The organism is Parahaliea aestuarii, from assembly GCF_008064635.1.
In the GTDB taxonomy this organism is placed as follows: domain Bacteria; phylum Pseudomonadota; class Gammaproteobacteria; order Pseudomonadales; family Halieaceae; genus Parahaliea; species Parahaliea aestuarii.
Genome location: NZ_VRYZ01000002.1, coordinates 482498 through 505150, shown reverse-complemented (window position 1 = coordinate 505150; position 22653 = coordinate 482498). Strand labels below are relative to the sequence as shown.

The 22653-nt window shown below is 61.7% G+C and carries 18 protein-coding genes and 1 pseudogene; 9 read left to right on the top strand and 10 right to left on the bottom strand.

What is annotated here, in order from left to right; translation table 11 throughout:
- Positions 1-9: 9 nt before the first annotated feature.
- Both FVW59_RS06495 and FVW59_RS06490 read left to right on the top strand, forming a co-directional pair.
- Positions 10-2208 carry a molybdopterin oxidoreductase family protein gene (locus FVW59_RS06495; RefSeq protein WP_148063411.1) on the top strand — a complete coding sequence of 733 codons (2199 nt, stop codon included), beginning with the start codon at positions 10-12 and terminating at the stop codon, positions 2206-2208.
- Positions 2208-4109, top strand: coding sequence for a DmsC/YnfH family molybdoenzyme membrane anchor subunit (locus FVW59_RS06490; RefSeq protein WP_148063410.1), 1902 nt, complete (start codon positions 2208-2210; stop codon positions 4107-4109). The genes FVW59_RS06495 and FVW59_RS06490 overlap by 1 nt, the downstream gene beginning before the upstream one ends.
- A gap of 230 nt (positions 4110-4339) precedes the next feature.
- Here FVW59_RS06490 and FVW59_RS06485 read toward each other — a convergent pair.
- From FVW59_RS06485 to FVW59_RS06460, 7 genes and pseudogenes are all read right to left on the bottom strand, one after another.
- Positions 4340-4565: pseudogene (locus FVW59_RS06485) on the bottom strand (integrase core domain-containing protein); the annotation flags it as partial.
- 145 nt (positions 4566-4710) lie between these two features.
- On the bottom strand, positions 4711-5625 hold the full coding sequence (locus tag FVW59_RS06480) for a hypothetical protein (protein ID WP_148063409.1): 915 nt from the start codon (positions 5623-5625) through the stop codon (positions 4711-4713).
- 76 nt (positions 5626-5701) lie between these two features.
- Positions 5702-7009, bottom strand: a complete 1308-nt coding sequence (locus FVW59_RS06475; RefSeq protein WP_246139653.1) for an amidohydrolase — start codon at positions 7007-7009, stop codon at positions 5702-5704.
- Between the two features lie 175 nt (positions 7010-7184).
- Complete coding sequence (locus tag FVW59_RS19605; RefSeq protein WP_187275794.1) at positions 7185-7331, bottom strand: hypothetical protein; 147 nt, start codon at positions 7329-7331, stop codon at positions 7185-7187.
- A gap of 2 nt (positions 7332-7333) precedes the next feature.
- A complete protein-coding gene (locus FVW59_RS06470) occupies positions 7334-8455 on the bottom strand; it encodes a pectin acetylesterase-family hydrolase (protein WP_187275793.1) in 1122 nt (373 codons plus the stop codon).
- Positions 8455-8928, bottom strand: coding sequence for a RidA family protein (locus FVW59_RS06465; protein WP_148063407.1), 474 nt, complete (start codon positions 8926-8928; stop codon positions 8455-8457). The genes FVW59_RS06470 and FVW59_RS06465 overlap by 1 nt, the downstream gene beginning before the upstream one ends.
- A 7-nt stretch (positions 8929-8935) precedes the next feature.
- Positions 8936-11239 carry a TonB-dependent receptor gene (locus FVW59_RS06460; RefSeq protein ID WP_148063406.1) on the bottom strand — a complete coding sequence of 768 codons (2304 nt, stop codon included), beginning with the start codon at positions 11237-11239 and terminating at the stop codon, positions 8936-8938.
- 160 nt (positions 11240-11399) lie between these two features.
- On the opposite strand from FVW59_RS06460, the gene FVW59_RS06455 reads away from it, so the two are divergent.
- The 4 genes from FVW59_RS06455 to FVW59_RS06440 all read left to right on the top strand — a co-directional run bounded on the left by FVW59_RS06455 (position 11400) and on the right by FVW59_RS06440 (position 16391).
- A complete protein-coding gene (locus FVW59_RS06455; protein WP_187275792.1) occupies positions 11400-12413 on the top strand; it encodes an AraC family transcriptional regulator in 1014 nt (337 codons plus the stop codon).
- 685 nt (positions 12414-13098) lie between these two features.
- A complete protein-coding gene (locus FVW59_RS06450; protein WP_246139664.1) occupies positions 13099-14415 on the top strand; it encodes a CmpA/NrtA family ABC transporter substrate-binding protein in 1317 nt (438 codons plus the stop codon).
- 43 nt (positions 14416-14458) lie between these two features.
- Complete coding sequence (locus FVW59_RS06445; protein WP_148063404.1) at positions 14459-15469, top strand: ABC transporter permease; 1011 nt, start codon at positions 14459-14461, stop codon at positions 15467-15469.
- Positions 15470-15488: 19 nt separating this feature from the next.
- A complete protein-coding gene (locus FVW59_RS06440; RefSeq protein ID WP_148063403.1) occupies positions 15489-16391 on the top strand; it encodes an ABC transporter ATP-binding protein in 903 nt (300 codons plus the stop codon).
- Positions 16392-16445: 54 nt separating this feature from the next.
- On the opposite strand, the gene FVW59_RS06435 is transcribed toward FVW59_RS06440, so the two are convergent.
- Together FVW59_RS06435 and FVW59_RS06430 are read right to left on the bottom strand one after the other, a co-directional pair.
- A complete protein-coding gene (locus FVW59_RS06435; RefSeq protein WP_148063402.1) occupies positions 16446-17387 on the bottom strand; it encodes a hypothetical protein in 942 nt (313 codons plus the stop codon).
- Between the two features lie 69 nt (positions 17388-17456).
- Complete coding sequence (locus FVW59_RS06430; RefSeq protein WP_187275791.1) at positions 17457-18377, bottom strand: glutathione S-transferase family protein; 921 nt, start codon at positions 18375-18377, stop codon at positions 17457-17459.
- A gap of 145 nt (positions 18378-18522) precedes the next feature.
- On the opposite strand from FVW59_RS06430, the gene FVW59_RS06425 reads away from it, so the two are divergent.
- From FVW59_RS06425 to FVW59_RS06415, 3 genes are all read left to right on the top strand, one after another.
- A complete protein-coding gene (locus FVW59_RS06425; RefSeq protein ID WP_148063400.1) occupies positions 18523-20034 on the top strand; it encodes an FAD-binding oxidoreductase in 1512 nt (503 codons plus the stop codon).
- Positions 20035-20121: 87 nt separating this feature from the next.
- On the top strand, positions 20122-21249 hold the full coding sequence (locus FVW59_RS06420; RefSeq protein WP_148063399.1) for an Rv3169 family protein: 1128 nt from the start codon (positions 20122-20124) through the stop codon (positions 21247-21249).
- Between the two features lie 38 nt (positions 21250-21287).
- Positions 21288-22166, top strand: a complete 879-nt coding sequence (locus FVW59_RS06415; protein ID WP_148063398.1) for a ThuA domain-containing protein — start codon at positions 21288-21290, stop codon at positions 22164-22166.
- Between the two features lie 30 nt (positions 22167-22196).
- Here the strand turns inward: FVW59_RS06415 and FVW59_RS06410 are convergent, their stop codons facing one another.
- A complete protein-coding gene (locus tag FVW59_RS06410) occupies positions 22197-22619 on the bottom strand; it encodes a nuclear transport factor 2 family protein (protein WP_148063397.1) in 423 nt (140 codons plus the stop codon).
- Positions 22620-22653: the final 34 nt, after the last annotated feature.

Here is a 22653-nt window from a genome sequence, read left to right as displayed (position 1 = left end):
TAGAAGGCGATGCTGTTTGGAAGACGCAAGAAAAACCCTATCATTCTGCGCGACAAGGGCGTAGTGGACTGGAAGTACGCCACCTGCGGCTACTGTTCCACCGGCTGCGCCATGGAAGTGGGGCTGGACAAGGACGGCAAGGCCGTGACCACCCGCGGGGTTGCAGACGCACCGGTCAATCGCGGCAAGCTCTGTATCAAGGGCATCACCGAGGCGGGGATTCTCGACGCGGCGGGTCGCGGCACCGAGCCCCTGCTGCGCGGCCATACCTACGATCCCTGGCAAACCGTGAGCTGGGATGCGGCGCTGGATAAAACCGCCGCCGAGTTCCAGCGCATCCAGGAAAAGTACGGCCGCGACTCGGTGGCAGTGGTGTCCACCGGGCAGATACTGACTGAGGAATTCTACACCCTCGGCAAGCTGGTACGCGGCATCATTGGCACCAACAACTACGACGGCAACACCACCCTGTGCATGGCGTCGGCAGTATCGGGCTACAAGCGCTCCTTCGGCTCTGACGGCCCGCCCGGCTGCTACGACGATTTCTCCCACACGGACTGCCTGCTGGCCTTCGGCTCCAATCTGCCGGAGCAGCACCCGGTTATTTACTGGCGCCTGAAAGAAGCGCTGGAAGAACGCAAATTTCCGATTATCGTGGTCGACCCGCGGGTGACCATGTTCGCCCAGTTCGCCGACATCCACCTGCCGATCACGCCCGGCACTGACCTGGTGCTGCTGAACAGCCTGTGCCATGTGATTCTCAAGGAAGGCCTGGCGGACGAGGATTTCATCGCTGCCCACACTAATGGCCGCGAAGCGTTCGCCGCCCTGGTGGACGAGTACAACCCGGGCATGGCGGCGAAGATCACCGGCATCGACGAGGACACCATCCGTCACGTTGCGCGGCTGTATGCCAGTGCCGGCGCGGCCATGAGCATCTGGACCATGGGTATCAACCAGAGCACCCACGGTTCCGACGGCGTCTGCGCCATCAACAACCTGAACCTGATTACCGGCAATATCGGCAAGCCCGGCGGTACGTCGCTGTCCATTACCGGCCAGTGCAACGCCATGGGTACGCGGGAGTGGTCGTCCTGCTCCGGCCTGCCCGGTTACCGGGCGCTGGAAAATCCGGCCCACCGCGAGGAGATCGGACAGTTCTGGGGCGTGGACCCGGAATTCTTCCCGAAACAGCGCGGCCGCTTCATGACCGATATTTTCCCTGCCATCGAGACCGGCGAGATCAAGGCCCTGTGGCTGGTGGCCACCAACCCCATGACCTCCATGCCCAACACCGGGCGTATCCGCAAAATCCTGGAAAAACTGGAGTTCTGCGTGGTACAGGACGCCTACCAGGACGTGGAAGCCACCCAGTACGCTCACGCCTATTTCCCGGCCAGCGTGTGGGCCGAGAAGGACGGCTGCTTTACCAACACCGAGCGCCGCGTCAATCGCGTCACGCCGGTGACCGCGCCGCTGGCCAATTCCAAACCGGATCTGTGGATCTTCAACCAGCTGGCCAAGCGCTGGGAGCAGGGCGCGAGGATGAACTTTCCCGAATCTGCCTCGGATGTTTTCGAAGAGATGAAACTGCTCTCCGTGGGGACCGGTGCCAACGGCGCGCCGCGCATGCTGGATATCTCCGGCATGAACCACGCGCTGATCGAGCAGCAGCGCGGCATCCAGTGGCCGATGCGCGCCGGCGATGAGACCGGCGCCGCGCGACTCTACAGCGACGGTGTGTTCCAGTTTCCGGACGGGCGGGCCAAACTGTTGGCCCTGCCCTGGACCGACAACAATGAAAAGCCCGATACGGACTTTCCCTTCTGGCTCAACAGCGGCCGGGTGGTGGAGCACTTCCACACCCGCACCCGCACCGGCAAGGTGGGCAACTGCAACAAATTCAGCCCCACCGCCTACATGGAAATGAACCCGGACGCGGCGCGCGAGATCGGCGTTGAACACATGCAGTACGTGCGGCTGGTATCCCGGCGCGGCGATGCGATTGTGCTGGCCCAGCTCACCCAGCGGGTGCCGCGCAACATGGTCTTTGTTCCCTTCCATTTTCACGATTGCGTCAACCGGGTGTCGCTGGGACTGCTCGACCCGCACTCGCGCCAGCCGGCCTTCAAGCAGGCCGCGGTGCGTATCGAGCAGGTGGACCAGGCGGAGGCGGCGCGACTCAACCGCGAAATGAGAGCTTATTGATGACGGTAAAACTGTTCGAACCCATTGCCAGCTCGCGGCCTTCCCAGTCGTTGTTTCCGCTCAGGGACAACGAGCCGGACTATGCCCTGTTAAAAGATCCGCAGAGCGCCGAGCGCAATCGCTACGGTAATCCCATTGCCCTGATCGACCTGGTAGACGAGGCCTCGTCGCTCAATATCAACGGCGTTAGCGAAAAAGGTTTCAATCCCAATCGCAACAAGCAGCACGCCTTTCACTTTACCGCCGACAACTGCATTGGCTGCCACGCCTGCGAATCCGCCTGCAGTGAAAAGAACGATCTTCCGCCGCACCTGAGCTTCCGCAGCGTGGGTTACGTGGAAGGGGGCACCTACCCCAACTTCGTGCGCATGAACATCTCCATGGCCTGCAACCACTGCGACGACCCGGTGTGCCTGAAGGGCTGCCCGACCCGCGCCTACACCAAGCACCCGGAATATGGCGCCGTGATCCAGGACCCGGACATCTGCTTCGGTTGCGGCTACTGCACCTGGGTCTGCCCCTACAATGCGCCACAGCTCGACCCGGTGGCCGGGCAGGTCGAGAAGTGCAACATGTGCGTCGACCGGCTGGAAGTCGGGTTGAAACCGGCCTGCGTGTCCGCCTGCCTGGGCAACGCCCTCAACTTTGGCGTGGTGGAAAACACCCCGGAACGGCGCGAGCAGATCGACACCCGCATTCCCGGTTTCCCCGATCCGGAAATTACCAAGCCGAATATTCGCTTCCAGCAGACCCGCAACATGCCGCGGGAGCTGACCCGCACCGATTCCGCGCCGATCAAGTATCGCCGCGATGATGCCGCCGGCCACTACCGCCCGGCGGTGGACAAAAAGAGCGGCAGCGCCAGGTTCTGGAACCTGCCGCGCCTGTCCAGTCGCGAGAATCCGCTGGTCCTGTTTACCCTGGCGGCCCAGGCCGCGATCGGCCTGTTCGCCATGCTCTTCATTGGCAGCATGACCGGCAATGACGTCGTCTCGTCCATTGGTGTGTCGGTAGTCTATCCCGCTGCGGTGGCGCTGTGCCTGGGGCTGGTGGCCTTTGGCCTGTTCATGTCCACCGTGCATCTGGGCAAACCCATTCGCTTCTACCGCGGTTTCAACAACCTGCGCCACTCACCGGTGGCGCGGGAAGGTGCCGGGGTGGCCGGTTTCATGGCCTTTGCCGGGCTGCATATGGTGGCGGTGCTCGGGCAGCAGGCCTGGCTGCAGGACTACTTGCCTGCACTGGCGCAGTTCAATGGCTCACTGGCCGCAGCCGCTGCAGCAAGCGGTGTGCTCGCCATCGCCAGCTCCGCCATCGGCCTGTACTACATGTACCGCTGCTACCGCATCAAGGCGCGCCCCTTCTGGGACAACAGGCAGACCGCGTTTTCCTTCGTTGGCTGCAGTCTCTATCTCGGCGGCCTTGCGCTGGCCGCGGTGGGCAGTGTGGCGCTGTTACTGGAAGGCGCGTCGATTGCACCACTGCTGTCACTCTGTGGCGTACTGATGGGAACGGGCCTGGCGCTGGAGGGGCTGGGTCTGTACCTGCACGCCCGCGATATGGACGCGGCGAACAATGAAGGTACTGTGTCCCATTACGTGCAGTGCACAACCTTTGGCAAAACCTATCTGCTGCGCAACGCCCTGCTTGTATTGTGCGCCGCAGGCCTGCTGCTGGCGCCGCTGTATGTTGCAGCAACGGCCGGTGTGGCGTTCTGGCTTGTGCTGGCCCTGGCCGCGGTTGTCGTTGCGGTTATTGGCCGCGCGCTGTTCTATGTGCTGGTGGTGCCGACCACCATGCCCGGCGCCTTCTTCTGGAAAAACAAGGGTTTCGAGCAGCACGCCCGGGACATCGGCCTCGCCGCCATGCCCCAGGTCGGTGTGGTGCCGGACCTCCACTGATTTTACAGCTCCTTGTTCGCGTCGGGGGCTGACCTGCTCTCCGGCGCGTTTTTTACCGTTGTGCGGCCCTGCCAGCGACAGGCGGCTTTCATACACGCTCTCGGCACGTATGTCACCGAGCAATTAGAATCAGTACAGGCAGAGGCGACTGGTTGAATCCACACCTCAAAGCGGTCATTGGCCCCAGTCGACGCCTGAGGTAGATTGGCACCGCCCGTTTGAGTAGAGGCTTATGCTTTCTGTAGCAGCCAGGTTGGAGTTATTCCCACGATGGCGGAGTTAGCCATTCGTTATTGTTTTCCCATAGCCACTGCGTCGCTAATCGCTGGGTGTGGGCGATTCTGTTGAACTCGTGCAGATCCAGCCCAGCCATTCATGCCGGGCTGTTCGATTGAAACGCTAAATGTAGGCCTTCTGCGTTGGCTTGCCCGGTTGGATATAGATCAGCACAGTTTTTAACCAATATTCCGGGATGCTTTATTCTGCTTGGTGCAGAGGACGGTGAAAACAGTCCGTCCCTTCATTACCATTATTATGACGAGTTGCTTGAAACCGGTTCGGATTATTGGGTTAATCTGGACAGGATACTGCTTGGGTAAGTTTATTCCGGTTCCTTTGTGACAAGTGTCAACCAGTCATTTGCAAAACTGTCAGATGGCAGCCAGGTCGTGTCTTCCTTACGTACATCTTCTTCACGACCAAGGGTATGGTTATAAATATTACCGACAGTTCCCATATCTTCGTTCACCGGTTTTAAAGCCTTATAGCCTATTGCACCATCGGTCATGCGAAGCTTCATCACGGCTTCATAGTAAGAAACGGCAAGGTCACGACTACCGGCGACGTCGTGTGCTACCCCCTTTTCTTCGGCAAGAGTCCAAAGAGCACCGGCGCGCCGATTGGTCAGGTACATGCCTTTAATCATAGTGTTACGGCTTGGCAAATCTTCAAGCCCAATCACATAAAGCCCGGGTGTTTGCCGTGTCGCTTCCGGCGGGACGGATGAATAATAATAACCGCCCTTGTTTACCACATAGGCAATGACCCGTTCCGGTATCCATGATGCGATTTCGTGGTTTATTTGGCCGCCGGCAGACATTCCCCAAAGCAGGAAGGGCGCGTAGGAAAGCTCCTCATGTCCGCTTTCCTTGGCAATTGTATCAATGGCGCTAATGAAGGCCTTACCACTGCCTCTGCTTACCTGAATATACTCTTCGATCATCATGTTTGGATGCACGTGGTCGGTAAAGTATGTTCCCATGAGGGCAAAATGATGCTTGTTGGCAAATTCCTGCCAGTATGCGTCATCAACCTGACCGCGCCCGTCACCGTTCGATCCGGGGTTAAGCATTAAAATACCACGAATTTTTTCATGCTTCGGGTTCATCCAGATTTTAAACGCAGCCATGTTATAAACATTGCCCGGCTCCACAACGGTTTCGTATGTTTCGCTGTGCGCGATACCTGTGGATAACAGGAAAAAAGTCAGTGTTAAACAAATCTCTTTGAATGACATTTTTATCCCATTGATTATTTTGACAGTATAAAACTATGCGCCCGGCGGCAGGGGCCTGCCGCCGGGGAATCGCGACTCACGTTTCCGATGAATTGAGGTAGTCCACCGCCAGTGTGGTCAGTGCTTCCACCCCCAGCTTGAGTGCGTCTTCGTTGACGAAAAAGTGAGGAGAATGGTTCATGGCCGCTTCGGCGATACCAACACCGTCCTTGTTGACACCCAAAATGAATATCAGGCCGGGGATTTCCTCCTGGTAGAGAGAGAAATCTTCGGCGCCCATGACAGGATCGGTTTCCAGCAAGCGCTGCTGCCCGACCACCTTTTGTAGTGACGGCACGGCAAACTGGGTCAAGGCCGGATCATTGTAGGTAACGGGATAACCGCGATTCACGGTCACTTCCGCAGTGGCGCCCGCCGCTTCGGCAATGTTGCTGGCGGTGATTTGCAGGCGGCGGTGAAGGTCATCCTGCATAGCGCTATCAAAGGTGCGTATGGTGCCGATCATGGTGACCTTGTCCGGGATGATATTGCCGCGTACGCCGCCTCGAATGGAGCCGATGGAGATCACCGCCGGAGCTCGCGTGATGTTCAGTTGTCGCGCCGGAATCAACTGGATAGCGTTGGCAATCTGGCCCGCCACTACAATCGGGTCGATGCCTGTCCAGGGGGACGAACCGTGGGTCTGTTTGCCTTTTACGGTAATCTCGAACATATCTGATGCAGCCATGATCCCCTTGGCTCGATAGCCGATAAACCCTGTCGGGAAAGGGCCGACATGCAGACCGAAAATGGCCTCCGGTTTGGGATCGCCTGATAGAACGCCATTTTCTATCATCAGTTCGGCGCCGCCTTCTTCCCCTTCCGGCGCACCTTCCTCGGCAGGCTGGAATATGAATTTAACGGTGCCCGCCAGTTGCTCGCGATGCCTGGCGAGAACCTCGGCCACACCCATCAGAATGGCGGTGTGGGCATCGTGCCCGCAAGCGTGCATGACCCCCACTTCCTCGCCGCGATACTGGGTTTTGACCTTTGAGGCAAAGGGCAGGTCCACCTGTTCGGTGACCGGCAGGGCGTCCATGTCGGCCCTCAGGGCAACGGTGCGGCCGGGTTTGCCGCCTTTCAGGACGGCTACTACGCCCGTGTGGGCGACACCGGTCTGTACCTCCAGGCCGAGATCCTTCAAATGCTTGGCAACCAGTTGGGCTGTGCGGAACTCGCGATTGCCCAGTTCCGGGTGCTGGTGTATATCGCGGCGCCAGGCAATGACTTTGTCATCGACGGCGCGTGCCGCTTCCGACCATTCTCCAGCGAAACTGGATGGAACGACGACGGACGCGAGGCCCAGGCCGAAGATCAACGCTTGCATCAGTGTGTTATTCATCATAGTTGTACCCTGTATAGCCTTGGCAGGCTCACTCATCATGCTGTTAGTAGTGGTAGTTGCTGGTCGCCATTAGTCGGGCTTCCAAAACGGCAAAGGGTGAGAAGCCGAAAAGCACCGTTGATGCCGATAGCAGGCCGCTGACCATACGAGCTCGCCGGGATGCAAAAGCCGGTCGCTAACCGGCAGCGGATGCCAGCGAAGCATATACCACAACCCGAACATCCTCGCTCACAGTAAGCGCCTTCCGTTTGAGCAGGGTTTCACGCGCCTCGGCACTGGTGCGGTAGTGGTGAGGGGGCATGGCCAGCAGTGCGCGACGCATGTTTACACTCCTTCCGGGGCGGCGGCTGTTGTCGCCCGGCTGTCCGCTTCGCTGTTGGGCTGACCGCAGGACGCATCGCAGTGAATATTATCCACCACCTTGCCGGCGGCGAGGTCGCGAACCCAGTCCAGGGCGCGCACGCCACTGGTCTCGCGGCTGTACAGTTCCGGGTAGCGCAGCAGGGTATGAAAGGTACCCGGCGCGGTGTAGCTGCGGAAATGGGGTAGCGCTTTTTCCAGTTCAGCGCGGTTCGCGTCGAGGCCCGGCAACAGGGGCGCCGGGTAGCCCAGCAGGCCCTGGAACATGTCCTGTACCTGGTCGTAGGCATTGTCGTACTGGTGGAAGCGAATCGCGGGATAGGCGGCTGCCGCCGCCAGATACCAGTCGACAAGGCCGGTGGTGTCCTCGCGATAGTCCTGCGCCTGCAGCCACTCCGGCAGATCCCGGAACACGCTCCAGTTGCGCCACAGCGATTCAGGCGGGGGCATGCGGTAGCCGCCTCCGCCGCCGGCAAACTGGATCACCTGTGCATCGGGATAGTGCCCGGCGACTTCCGCGGCAAAATAGGGCGAGGAGATGGCCCCGGCACTGGCGCCGGACACCAGCAGGGTCCGCGCAGCTGGAAATGCGCCGTAGGTATACTCCAGCACCGCCTGCGCATTGATGCGGCCGCGGTGGGCTATTACCAGTTCCCCGCCATCGGCGGTGGTGTAGGTGTGGTCCGCGGTACCCAGGTGGACATCGCCGGTGCAGTAGGCAGCGAATACCTGGGTCCAGTCGCGGAAGGGGTTTTCCGGGTTGTCCAGGTCAAAGGCACCGCCCAGCTGGCGCGGGTCATTACCCCAGTCGGCACCGGCGGCCATGCGGTAGAGAAAGCGCCCGTCGGCCGGGTTGGCGGCCGGGTCACAGGTCTCGGCCGACCAGCAGGCGCCACCACCGTTGAAAAACAGCATGACCCGCTCACTGTCGGCCCGGCGCACATAGAAGCGGTAGGGACTGCCGTCGGCGCAGCGGGTTTCTCCACCCGGCTGGACGGTTTCCCAGCCGCTGCCCGATTCTGCAACCACCGGTATAGACAGCGCACCGCACAGCCCCAGCAGCGCAGCCGCGGTTGTGGTACGCATCACCGCGACGCTTCGGGATAGGCGGCGATGCATTCCACCTCGACCCGACCACCCAGGCCGATACCGCTGGCACCGAAGGCGCTGCGCGCCGGGAACGGGGCTTCGAAGAACTGGCGATACACGGCGTTGAACTGTTGCCACTCCGCCATATCCACCAGCATCACCGTGCACTTCACCACATTGCCCATATCCAGTCCGTTGCGCTGCAGTACGGCACGGATATTCTCCATGGTCTGCCGCGCTTCGGCCTCGATGCCACCCGGTACCCGGGTCAGGGTGCCGGGTTTGACCCCGAGCTGGCCGGACAGGTACAGGGTGTCGTCCACCCGCACCGCCTCGGAAAACGGCAGTTCAGTGGCGGCGCCCTCCTGGTTCAGGAATTGCACTTCGGCGGCGAAGGCGGGGGAACCGGCCAGGCAGAGCCCGACCAGCGCCCAGCGCCATACGTCGTGGAACCTGTGTTGTCGGCGCATGGCCACCTCAGTCAAAGGTATAGGCCACTTCAATGCCGTAGGTCCGCGGATCACCGGGCATTTGCACGATGGTGCCGAGGAAGTCGGCGGAATCGTTGTCGAAGTACTCTTCATCCAGCAGGTTGCGCGCCCACAGGTACACCGACCACTTGCCCATGTCCTCGAGGCCCACGCGCGCGTTGAGAATGTCGTAGCTGTCTACATAGCCATAGGGAATGCTGCCCCCGGGCGTTGAGACCTTGATGTTGTCCTCGGTGGTGAAGGCGGCGTCGGTGTAGCTCCAGTCCACCCGGGTGACCAGGTCGGCGCCCAGGCTGGCAATGGGGTAGTTGTACTGGGCAGTAAAGGCCGCACTCCACTCGGGCGCCATCGGCAGGGTGTTGCCGGACAGGTCCGCACCCAGGCCGGCTGGGTTGCGGGCGGAACCGCCACCGGGGAAGTCCTCGAATTCCGCCTTGTTGTAACCCACGGCGCCCTGCAGCAGCAGTTCCGGGGTGGCGTACCAGGTAGCCTCCGCCTCGAAGCCGCGGGACTGCACTTCGGCCGCGTTGCGGATGGTGATGGCGGAGATGTTATTGCCCAGGTCCACAAACTGGTTCAGCTGGTAATCTTCAAAGTCCATCTGGAAGGCAGACAGGGCAAAGCGCAGCTTGTCATCCAGTGCCGTGCCCTTGTAGCCGATCTCGTAGGCGTCGACGGTTTCCGGGTCGAAATCCAGGCCGTTGTCGAACACCTGCTGAGGCACGAAATCGACGTTGAAACCGCCGGCCTTGAAGGCCGACGAGTAGCGCAGGTAGATGTTGCTGTTGTCGCTGATGGCATAGGTCAGGCTGACAGTGGGGGAAAAGTCATTGTAGGACTTGTCGTCCTCGTACACCGCCACGGTTTGACCGTCGACAATCGGCCCCGCCGCTACGCCGAAGAGCTGCGCCACGGTGACGGGAACCACCCCGCCCACCATAACGACATCGCCGGCGATGGTGTAGTCGACGGTCTTCTTCTCGTCGGTATAGCGGGCGCCAAAGCCCAGGGTCAGGCGATCCGTCAGGTCGTAGGTACCGTTGAGGAAGACCGCCCAGCTTTCGGTATCCACCTGGCCGCCGGTACCGACCTGGCTTTCAGTGAACTGGTCGCCAAAAGGTGCCAGCGGCGGCGCGAGGACGGCGAACAGGGTGCCGGTTTCGCTGCCGAGCGTGGACGATCGCTGGGTCTTGGCCTGTTCATCGTAGAGGTACAGCCCGGCGACGTACTGCAGGCGCTCGCCGGCGGGGGAGATCAGCTGGAATTCCTGCGACCACTGCTCGTACTGGTCGGGAAAATCCACCCGAATGATGTCGATGGCGGAGTGGTCGGTATCCTGGATGCGATCAGACTCGGTATCGCGGTAGGCAGTGATGGAGCGCAGGCTGTAGTCGTTGCCCAGTTCCAGGTCGAGGGTACCGGAAATGCCCCAGATCTCGCGCTCTTCATAGTTGTCCACGTTGTTGGAGATTTCGAAGCGCTTGGGTGCCAGGGGGTCGGGGTAGACGGTACCTGACCAGTCGGTCTGGGCTTCGCCCATGAAGGACACCCGCTCGGATTCGAGGTAGTCGGCGGCAAGGTTGAAGTCCAGGCGGTCGGTCTCGTAGCGCAGCTGGCCGCGGAAGGAGGTGCCGTCGCGCTCGTTGAACTCGGTGCCGGTGGTGATGTTGTCGATGTAGCCGTCGCGGTGGTTGTCGCTGACCGAGAAACGGGCGGCGAGGCTGTCGGTGAGGGGCGTGTTGACGATGGCCGACACGCGGTGCGAGTTATAGTTGCCGTACTCACCGCGCAATTCCGTCATGAATTCCTGGTCCGGGCGCGCGGTGATCAGGTTGATGGCCCCGGCCACCGTGTTCTTGCCGAACAGGGTGCCCTGGGGGCCGCGGGCGATTTCCACCCGCTCCAGGTCGAGGATGTCCATGTTCTGGGCCGGGGACTGACCGAGGTAGACGCCATCCAGGTACATGCCGACGCGGGTGTCGAAACCGATGTTGCGGGTATTGGCGCCGACGCCGCGAATGCGCACGGCGGTATTGTTGTCGTTGCCGGAACTCAGGGTGACATTGGGCACAAACTCCGCCAGTTCGCGCATCTGGCGCACACCGGTTTTGTTCATCGCATCGCTGCTCATCACCGCCATGGAGATGGGCACATCTTCCAGGCTTTCGCTGCGCTTCTGGGCGGTGACTACCACTTCCTCCAGCAGGCCGGTGGACTGGGCAAAAGACTGGGTGGGCAGCAGGGTGGCGGAGGCCAGGCCGACGGCCAGGGTCAGAATACGTCTGTGCATATCAGTGGTTTCCTTATCTGTTTGTGTGCGATCACGCAACGCGACGGCTACAAATTATTCAGTTTTGCGGGCCGGCGTGGTTGACACGAGAGGACAAAAGCAAGACATTATAGGACTCGTCAGCGCCCGAACCCCGCTAATGCCCACCCAGCCCACACTTTTGGCCAGCAGTACGATCCTGTCCGGCATGGACGGTGCCGCGAGAGAGCTGGGTTTTGACCTCGACGCCGCCTTTCTGCGACACGGCATCGACCCGGTCACGGCGCGCACGCCCAACGGCTTCATCTCCCGCCAGTGCTTCCGCAATTGCCTGGAATCTCTGGCACAGGAGCTGAACTGCCCCCATCTGGCGCTGGTCGTTGCCCGCCACCCGGCGGCGGTCGTCTCCAGCGCGCTACACCAGTACATCCGTGCCAGCGCCACCCTGCGCCAGGCGCTGGGGCAGGGTTACGTCTACCTGTGCAATCTCAACGGCACCCTGTGGCGCCTGCAGCCGGACGGCAGCGACGTCAAGCTGATACGCACCGTACCCCGGGGCGAGGACGGCAAGAGCCCGCAGATGCAGGCCCTGTCGGTGGCCCGTCATTTCAGGCTGCTGCAGGACATTCTGGGTGAGAGCTGGACGCCCCAATCGGTGTCTTTCACTTTTGAACCGGCGCGCGGCATCCGCCAGCACTTCACCCGCTTTTTCCAGGCTCCGGTGTACTACGCCCAGGAGTATGACGGATTGCGCCTGACCGGGGACGAAATGGATCGCCCCATTGCCACCCACGACCCGGAATTGCTGGCTATCCTCCAGCAGTACCTGGCCAGCCGGCCCCAGCAGACACCGGACAACCTGACCGGCCGCGTTTCCACCCTGATCCGCCAGCACCTGGGCGAGGGCGATTGCCGCGCGACAACGGTGGCCAGCCAGCTGGGGTTGCACAGCAAGAGCCTGCAGCGGGCGCTGCGCCGAGAAAACACCAGCTTTCGCGCCCTGCTCCAGGAGGCGCGCCTGGATATTGCCGCCCACCACCTATCCACCTCCAGTATAGAACTGGCGCGCCTGGCCGACATGCTCGGCTACAGCTGTGCCAGCGCCTTGTCGCGGGCCTTCAAACAACGCCACGGTGTGTCGCCGCGACACTGGCGCAGCGAGCCTGGTCAGGCACCCACGGAAGGCGGCGGCTGAGGCTCTGCCGCAAATCGACAAAGCCTTTGCCAGGGGCGAGAGCAGCTATTCCAGGGTCCTCACCATGACCCGGGTGGCCACGGCAGACAACGAGGATTACCTGCTGATGGTTGCCCGCCATGGCACGGCCAGTCACATGGAAAAGCTGGTGGGCAAGTTTGACCGGGTGCAGAAGCGACAGTCTGAAATCTGGAGGACAATCACACAGCCGTCATTGTTGGGAGTTCGAACACCAGCAGTGGCTCAGTCCCGATACCGCCCCGCGACCTTCATACCGGATCGTAACCCCGCCCGGAAGACGTCACGCTCTCCCTTGGTGCCTGCGCACCGATAACGCCCTTGAAGTTGCACCACCGCGGCCAGCTTTATTCAGCAAAATGGCCCCCCATCGCCAAGCTGGAAAACCCGAAACCCATTAACTAATTGAAAATAAAGAGTTTCCATTTTTCTGGCACGCGACTTGTAGTACCCATGCCGCACTATCAATCCACCGCTACTCCTCTTGTAACGGGCAACGACGCCTTTGCACATCACTCCCAGACAGTGATGGCAGGGGAGTCGCTTGATTGCTTTTCGTGTGGCCCTGATGGCTACACCGTACAAGGGGAATGTAAAAATGCAGCGCAGCTGGAAAACTCTCGCAAACTGGCGCAGGTTGCCACAGGTTCTTCTGACCGCCGGTGCCATGCTGTTCAACGCGGCCGTTCAGGCTGAATTGGGCGCAGCGGAAAAAGACGAGCTCAAATTCGGCTTTATCAAACTCACCGACATGGCCCCCCTGGCCATTGCCTACGAGAAAGGCTACTTCGAGGACGAGGGCCTCTACGTCACGCTGGAAGCCCAGGCCAACTGGAAGGTGCTACTGGACGGCGTGATCGACGGCCAGCTCGACGGTGCCCACATGCTGGCCGGCCAGCCGCTCGCCGCCACCATCGGCTTCGGCACCAAGGCCCACATCGTTACCCCCTTTTCCATGGACCTCAACGGTAACGGCATTACTGTATCCAACGCGGTCTGGGAAGAAATGAAGACCCACGTACCGATGGATGGCGGCAAGCCGGTGCACCCGATCAAGGCCGATGCCCTGAAGCCGGTCGTTGAGAAGTACAAGGCCGAAGGCAAGTCCTTCAACATGGGCATGGTGTTCCCGGTGTCCACCCATAACTACGAACTGCGCTACTGGCTGGCGTCGGGGGGAATCCATCCGGGCTATTACGCGCCGCACAAGGGCGATACGTCCGGCCAGATCAACGCCGACGCGCTGCTGTCGGTGACACCGCCACCGCAGATGCCGGCCACCCTGGAGGCGGGCACGATCTACGGCTACTGCGTGGGCGAGCCCTGGAACCAGCAGGCGGTGTTCAAGGGTATCGGCGTGCCGGTGATTACCGATTACGAGATCTGGAAAAACAATCCCGAAAAGGTTTTCGGCCTGACCGAGACCTTTACCGAGCAGTACCCGAATACCACCGTGCGCGTGGTCAAGGCCCTGCTACGCGCTGCCAAATGGCTGGATGAGAACAATAATGCCAACCGTCCCGAGGCGGTGGATATCCTGTCCTGGCCGGAGTACGTCGGCGCAGACGCGGAGGTCATCGCCAACTCCATGACCGGCACCTTCGAGTACGAGAAGGGCGACAAGCGCGAAGTGCCCGACTTCAACGTGTTCTTCCGCTACAACGCCACCTACCCCTACTACTCCGACGCCATCTGGTACCTGACCCAGATGCGCCGCTGGGGCCAGATAGCCGAGCCCAAATCCGACGACTGGTACAAGCAGGTGGCGCAGAGCGTGTATCGCCCCGACCTGTACCGCAAAGCGGCCGAGGAACTGATCGCCGAGGGCGAGATGGAGGCGAGCGACTTTCCCGACTTTGCCAGTGAAAGCGGTTACAAGCCGGTGCAGGACGAATTCATCGACGGCGTGAGCTACGACGGTCGCTCCCCCAACGCCTATCTCGAGAAGTTTTCGATCGGCCTGAAGGGCGCTGACGTCCTGTAAGGACATCCGGATATCCAGTCACTGCAACGCCAGGAGGTGGAACATGGCTGACGCAATCGCAAGTGAACGCGGCGCGGAAACGCTGGCGCTGGACCAGCGTTTCGAGCAGATCATCGAACGTATTCATCCGCAGCGGCTGGTGAAGGCGCTACTGCCGCCGCTGCTGGGCATCTGTGTTTTTCTCGGGCTGTGGCAGGCGGCCGCCGAGCGTATCGATACTTCGCTGGGCCAGTTCCCCGGTCCGGTGCAGGTGTGGCAGCAGGTAGAGGGGCTCGCCGCCGAGCACCAGCGCGCCCGCGATAAGGAGGCTGCTTTCTACCAGCGACAGGAGGATCGCAACGCAAAAAAGCGGGCGGCCAATCCGGACGCCACGGTGAAGTGGCGGGATTACACCGGCAAGCCGGTGTTTCTGGACCAGGTGCAAACGAGCCTGGTGACCGTGGCCGCAGGCTTCGTACTGGCCAACCTGGTGGCGATTCCCCTGGGCATCGTCTGCGGCCTGTCCAGTGGGGTGTACCGGGCGGTCAACCCGATCATCCAGACCTTCAAGCCGGTCTCGCCGCTGGCCTGGTTGCCGCTGGTGACGATGGTGGTGAGTGCCACCTATACCAGTACCGAGCCGCTCTTCGACAAGTCCTTTCTCACCTCCGCGATCACCGTTGCCCTGTGCTGCTTGTGGCCGACCTTGATCAATACCACGGTGGGCGTGGCGGGTATCGATCGTGACCTGGTCAATGCCAGCCGGGTGATGTCCCTGTCGCCGATGCTGCATGTGCGCAAGATCGTGTTGCCGGCGGCCATGCCGATGATCTTCACCGGACTGCGACTGTCGCTGGCCACCGGCTGGATGGTGTTGATCGCGGCGGAGATGCTGGCCCAGAACCCCGGGCTCGGCAAATTCGTGTGGGATGAATTCCAGAACGGCAGTTCCGACTCTCTCGGCCGCATCATGGTGGCGGTGCTGGTGATCGGCTTTATCGGCTTTCTGCTGGACCGGCTGATGCTGGCCCTGCAGGGCCGCTTCAACTGGGACAAACAGGCGGTGCTGCGCTAGGCGCTGCGAGGAGATGACGATGAAAGCGAACTACCTGGAACTGAGCGGCGTCGGTATCGAGTTCGAAACCGGCGGCAAGACCCCGTTCCGCGCCCTGCAGAACGTGAACCTGAAGATGGCCGAGGGGGAGTTTGTCTCGCTCATTGGTCACTCGGGTTGTGGCAAGTCCACGGTGCTGAACATCATCGCCGGGCTGCATCAGGCCACCGAGGGTGGCGTTATCCTGGAGGGCAGGGAGGTGGTGAAGCCGGGGCCGGACCGGGCGGTGGTGTTCCAGAACCACTCGCTGATGCCCTGGCTGACGGTCTATGACAACGTGGCGCTGGCGGTGGACCAGGTGTTTCGGCACAGCAAGAGCCGGGCCGAACGGCGGGAATGGATCGAGCACAACCTGGCACTGGTGAATATGGACCACGCCCTGCACAAGTTGCCGTCGGAAATTTCCGGCGGCATGAAACAGCGCGTGGGCATCGCCCGCTGCCTCGCCATGCAACCCAAGGTGCTGCTGATGGACGAGCCCTTCGGCGCGCTGGACGCCCTGACCCGGGCCCAGTTGCAGGATTCACTGATGCAGATCCAGGCGGACCTCGGCAATACCGTGGTGATGATCACCCACGATGTGGACGAGGCGGTACTGCTGTCGGATCGCATCGTGATGATGAGCAACGGCCCGGCGGCGACCATTGGCGACATTCTCACCGTCGACCTGCCGCGCCCCCGGGACCGGTTGGCGCTGGCGGAGGACGCGCGCTTTGTGCATTTGCGCCATCAGGTGCTGGAGTTTCTGTATGCCCGTCACGGTGTTGCCGCAGCGACCGATACAGGCGCGAAGCCAGTGAGCGCCGCACGGGTGTTGGCCGTGGAAGGGTGTGACAGGACGGACCCGGTCGGGCGCAGCGCCGGTGACAGCCGCGCCGCCTGACGGGCGCCCCCTGCTTTATCGGCGGTGTTGGGCGCCGAGTATTCACGGTCACGGCTAGGTCACAATCGAATCGCTTATGGGACCTTCAATGCGTATATTGGTGCCCTCTACGGATAGAGGATAATCAATTTCCAACGCCAGCGGGACTAATGGCAGGACAATGCCATCGCCGTTTTTTCCAGCAAGGCACTCGCGCTCTGCGCTGTCCCAGGTATCCGTCCAGGCCTTGCGTGAAGCGCTCTCCACCGGGTCAGGGATATACAGCTGTGCGCCGGCTCCAACCACAAGCGGTAGCGGCCTATCCGGCCCGACTACTGCGCCGAAGGCCGGCCCCGAGGTCTGTAGAATCAGCGAAGGCGCTTCAACAGACGAGCATGTTGCATTGGTATATCCCAGATTATTTTTTGAATTGGCTACCTTGACCATCATGCTGCCATCAAACTCAAGCTGAAGAAGGTAGTGTTGTGCATAGCCCTTTAGACGAATGTTAATGCCCTTCCAGTTCGTCCAGTTGCTCGGCTCCAGCCCCTCGCCGGGTTCAATCGTTCCGATGAACCGGCCACGTGCGTCGGTAACGCGCGGATTAGCGTCCTGAAAGGGCTGTAGCACGGCCTGTTCCTTGCTTCCTATGCGTTCAAAGCGCGGAACGAGATAGAAAGCGGCATCCGATTCAATGATCGACATCAGTGCGGGATTGTCGGCAAAGTTCTCCGTGCTCAGGGCACAGGCTTCTGACATGCCGCCGCACAGGTAGCGGGGGCCGGATTGCCACTCTTTGAAGCGGTAATTGGGATGGGATGCTACCCCCGAAAAGCGATCAAGGAAGTAAATATCGAGAACGTCAAACTCACAGAGCTCACCCGCCGGGCAGTTCCGGTTCGTGGATTCTGACGCGACCCCTCCTACGTTATGAGACAGCACAACAATCTTGCAGCCTGCCAACAGATAGACGCCAAGGGCTATCAGTAGCCATTTTGCAGAACGGAAATTTGTCATGAACGCTCTCCCGGACGACTTTATGATTTATAGCACTTACTCGTCGCGGCAAACCACTATTCGCCCCGGTTAGCCCGCCACTTCCAGACTAAAGCGCGCCCGTGGGAAGTGCACATGAACCACACCTGCTTCGGCGGTTTCCCGGCGCAGGATGAATCGTTGCGGCAGGCTCGCCACCAGGGTGCCCCTCACTGCCGCCAGGCCGTAGTCCGAGGGGGCGATGCTGACCGGCTGGCCCAGCAGGGCATCACTGTCGCTGGAGTCCGGCAGTGCGCGGGGCTCGCTGTCGCGGGCGGCGGCGATGCAGCTGTCTGCGCTGATGTCCCGCCATTTGGTGCTGTGCAGGTGGGCGAGGCGCTGGAACCAGTCCCGGGTTTGCGGGTGTGCCGGTAACAGCGACTTGCCGCCGACCTCGATGGCGAACCACAGCCCGTGCCAGGCGCTGAAATCGATCAGGCCGGGTTGCTCGCCGTTCAGGAAAGGGGACGTCAGGCGCACCTCCAGGTCGTCCAGGTAGGCCTGCACCACCGTAGTGCCATCCTGCGGCGGGCGCGCGTCGGGGCTCATCCCCTCGCGCATGCCCTTGCGGTCCCGGAGCAGGCGCAGCAGGCCGAGTGGACCGACATCCGCCACCACCTTACGCACCAGTGGCCAACCGGTAGCCGCGCCCACGAGAGAGAAAAACACCCCCATCTCCGCCCGATCGACGAAAGCCCGCTGAGTACCGTCGAGTGATTGCGGCGACAGTTCCGGGCGGCCAGCCAGTGCCGCGATCTCCTCGCAGATCACCCGCGAGTCACAGAAGATGTCGGCCCCGATCTGCGCCACCGGAATACGCCGGTAGCCGCCGGCGAGGGTGTCCACCAGCGGGCGCGGGGGCATCGGTGTGGTGCGGGCCGAAAGCCAGGGCAGTTCGCAGTAACCGAGCATGGCGCGGATCTTGGCGGCGAAGGGGGATATTTCGTAGTGGTGCAGGATGAAATCGGGCACGCGTGAACTCCGGCATACAGGTGAATGGCTGGTCGCAGTGATGGTAGCACTTCCCCCTGCATCGCTCTGCATTGGGCGGCGAAGAGTCGGCGCGTGGTCTACGCTCAGCAAGTGTGGTTGGTGACCATTCTCCGGGGGAGAGTCTATGTATCGTCGTCAGTTTATCGGTGCCGGCCTGGGCGTGTGGCTGGCGGGGCAGGGGCTATCTGGCAGGGCGCTGGCTGGTGTCTATGCCGGCCTGCAGCAGGTGGATACGGATGTGCAGGCGCTGACCCTGGACAACAGCCAGCAGGTGATTCCCCGTGCGGCAGTGCAGGAACTCGCCGACAGCCTGCGCGGGCGCCTGCTGCTGCCCGGCAAGGCGGGCTACGACCTGGCGCGGCAGGTACTCAACCCCGCCATCGACAAACATCCGGCCCTCATCGTGCAGCCCAGCGGCGCCAGTGATGTGCAGTCGGCGGTGCAGTTCGCCACCGCCAATAACCTGGTGATTGCGGTGAAGTGCGGCGGCCACAGCTTTTCCGGCAAGTCCACCTGTGACGGCGGCCTGCAGATCGACCTGTCCAGCTATCGCAACGTGCAGGTGGACAGCGCTCGCAAGCTGGCCTATGTCACCGGCGGCAGCCTGTTGGGGGCGATCGATCACGAGTGCATGGCCCGGGGGCTGGTGACCACCGCCGGCACTGTGTCCCACACCGGTGTGGGTGGCCTCGCCACTGGCGGCGGGTTTGGCCGGGTGGCGCGCCGCTTCGGGCTGGCGCTGGACAACATTCACGCGGTCGACGTGGTCAGCGCCGATGGCCGCCTGCACCACGCCAGCGCTGAACAGAACCCGGAACTGTACTGGGGCGTGCGCGGCGGGGGCGGCAACTTCGGGGTGGTGACCCACTTTGCGTTCCGGCTCCACCCGATGCAGCGCCAGGTGATCGGCGGATCGCGCACCTACTCCCTCGATCAGGCGCGCCGCGCGCTGGAACTGTACGCCGAGCACTCCACGCAGGCGCCGCGGGAACTCTATCTGGATTGCAGCGTGGGTTATCCGCCGGGAGGAGGCCCCGGTTTTGTCTCTCTCGATCTCTGCTTCAGCGGCCCGACGGCGGATTTCGAGCGGGCGATGCAGCCTTTTGCGGCGCTGGGGACTCCGCTGAAGGACACGGTGCGCAGCATCGACTACGTTGCCCTGCAGCGCAGCACCGACATGTCCGACCCGCGGGCCATGGTGTCCTACGTCAAGGACGGCTTTGTCGAGGGCATCACGCCGGCGCTGATCGACAGTATTCTCAATGGCCTCGAGGGGGGCCCGACGCGCTTCACCCAGTGCTACTTCCAGCATGCCGGCGGCGCGATCGGCGATGTCGACCCCGCGGCCACGGCTTTTGTGCAGCGCTACGCCAGTCACGACCTGATGGTCATTCTGGCCTGGCCGCCGCAGGCCGACGCGGCGGCACACACTGCCTACATCCGCCGCTACTGGAGCGAGCTGGAACCCCATACCCGCGGCTACTACTCGGTGGTGGCAGAAGACAAGGTGGGCACCGCGGCGCTGCGGGACAATTTCGAGGGCAATTTCCAGCGCATGGTGGCGCTCAAGAACCGCTACGACCCGCGCAATCATTTCCGCTTGAACGCAAATATCAAACCGACCGCATCGACTTGACGGCAGGGCGTTCCGTTGCGTCGCAGATTGCTATACAGTCGTACAGTGACAATCTGGCAGATACCATAACAACAGCGGAGGCCCACCATGCTCAGTCGCCTGGACGATTACCCCATCCACCAGACCGCCGAACCCGTCGCCCTCACCGCCAGTAGCGATCGCTGCGCCTACGACCGCTACTGGTACAACGGCCATGACCGGGACGGCGAACTCTATTTCGGCATCGTGCTGGCTCGCTACCCGAATCTCGGCATCATGGATTGCAGTCTCAGCATGGTGGTCGATGGCCGTCAGTACGCCTTTCACGGTTCGCGCCGGGCGCCTGTGGAGCCGACGGAAACGGAAGTTGGCCCTTTCAAGCTGGAGATTCTGGAACCCATGGGGCGCCACCGGGTCACCATCGGCGACAACGATACCGGTATCTCCTGTGACCTCACCTTTACCCCGCGCACCGCCTGTATCGAGGAGGGGCGCCAGACCCTGCGCAATGAGCGCCACTTGATCATGGATGCCACGCGCCTCGACCAGTTCGGTTTCTGGCAGGGCTGGATCCGCTTTGATGGTCGCGAGGTCAAGGTGGATGGGCGTAATACGCTGGGACTGAAAGACCGGTCCTGGGGCATTCGACCCGTGGGAGAGGCTTATCCTGGCGGTGCGCCGATTGACAGTTTCAAGGCGACTCACTTTTGCTGGTTGCCGTTACACTGGGAGGACGAGTGCAGTCTGGTCGGTTGGTTCGAGGATGATGCCGGCAACCAGTGGCATTCCGATCAGTGCATCCTGCCCCACTATGCACAGATGAGCGATATACCTGGAACCACCGACCCTGCGGCGAAGGTCTGGCAGGGCCAGGTTGGTTACCAGCTGGAATTCATCCCCGGCACCCGCCGCGCCCGCCGCGCCACCATCACCATGCGCGATCGCACGGGCGAAAGTCGGGAGATCAGCGTGGAGCCGCTGATGGTGCACCGCATGAAGGGGCTGGGTTACCAGCACCCGGCGTGGGGCCACGGCAAGTGGCACGGTGAACTGGTGATCGCCGGCGAGAGCTGGACCGAGGCCGACCTCGACCCCCTGGCGCTGGAAAACATTCATGTGCAGCAGGTGGTGCGTGCCACCTGTAACGGCAAGGTGGGGTACGGGGTGCTGGAACAGATGCATATCGGACCGTCCAGCAGTTACGGTTTTCACGACTGGTTCGACGGGGCCGCCTGAAGCGGGCCCCGCAGCCACAACAACAATAAGGATTTGCAATGGCGGTCAATGTCCTGCGCGTTTACAAGTGGCTGCTGATCACCCTGGTGGTGCTGGCACTGGCCGCTCTGTTGTTTGTCTATGCGATAGGCGCCTGGAATGTGCTGTTTCCGAGTGCGGACCACGACAGCGTGCCACCGACCCTGCCCGAGGATTTGGGCTCACCGGCGGTGCTGGTGTTCAGCAAGACCAATGGTTTTCGCCACCGCGACGGGATCAGCGGGGGGCGGGAGGTGATCGAGGAGATCGCCGCGCGCAGGGGGTGGTCGGTCTTTGCCACCGAGAACGGCGCGGTGTTCAGCCCCGACGAACTGCGTCACTTCCAGGCGGTGGTGTTTCTCAATGCCACCGGCGACATGCTCAGCCTTGAACAGCAGGGGGTATTCAGCAGATGGTTCCAGCGCGGCGGCGGCTGGGTCGGCGTGCACGCCGCCGGCGACAGTTCCCACCGCTTCTGGGGCTGGTACCTGGAACACCTGGTAGGCGCTGAGTTTACCGCCCACATTCTGGGGCCGCAGTTCCAGGTGGCCACCGTGGAAACGGAAAACCCCGACCACCCGGTCAATCGCGGTCTGCCGGCCCAGTGGGAGCATGAAGAGGAGTGGTATTCCTGGGTGCGCAGCCCGCGCGTCAAGGGCTTCACAGTGCTCGCCACGGTGGACGAGGACAGCTATCAGCCGGTGCAGAAGTTTTTCAGCCACGAGCGCGATCTGCGCATGATTGACCACCCGGTGGTATGGGCCAACTGTGAACGCAGCGGGCGGGCGGTGTATATGGCCATGGGCCACCGCTCGGAGGCCTTCGAAGTGCCCAACGTCCAGCGCCTGCTGGAAAACGCGCTGGACTGGACCCTGGGGTTGACCGAGGGCGGCTGCTGAAACCGCCGTCTTCCGGCGACAATGGCGGGGTCAGGACCCGCCGAAGGGGGGGCGCATTCCGCTGCACAACACGTCGGTGACGTGCTCGGTATCCATGTATTCCTTCAGCTTCATCAGCTTGCCGTCACTGAATTCAAACAGGAAGTGGTAGTCGTTTTCGTAGCTCTGCCCGGAGACGTGCTCGCCCTGGCTGGAGGCTTCCACCGCGACTTTTTCGCCCTCTGCCACCATACCGTGAACAGTAAAACGCAGGCCGTCGGGAAACACGGTAAAGATCTTGCCGATGGCGTCGTGCAATTCGCTGTAGCCGGCCTCGCCGGAAATCAGGGTGTTGCCCATGGTGTGCACGCTGCCGTCCGGGGAATAGGTGTTCACCACGCTGTTGACGTCGCCGGCATTCAGCGCGTCAAAGAATTGGGTGACGATGGTTTTATTGGTTTGTTCTTTGCTCATGCTGCTGCGCCCCTGTCCTTCCGGACCCCCGTTG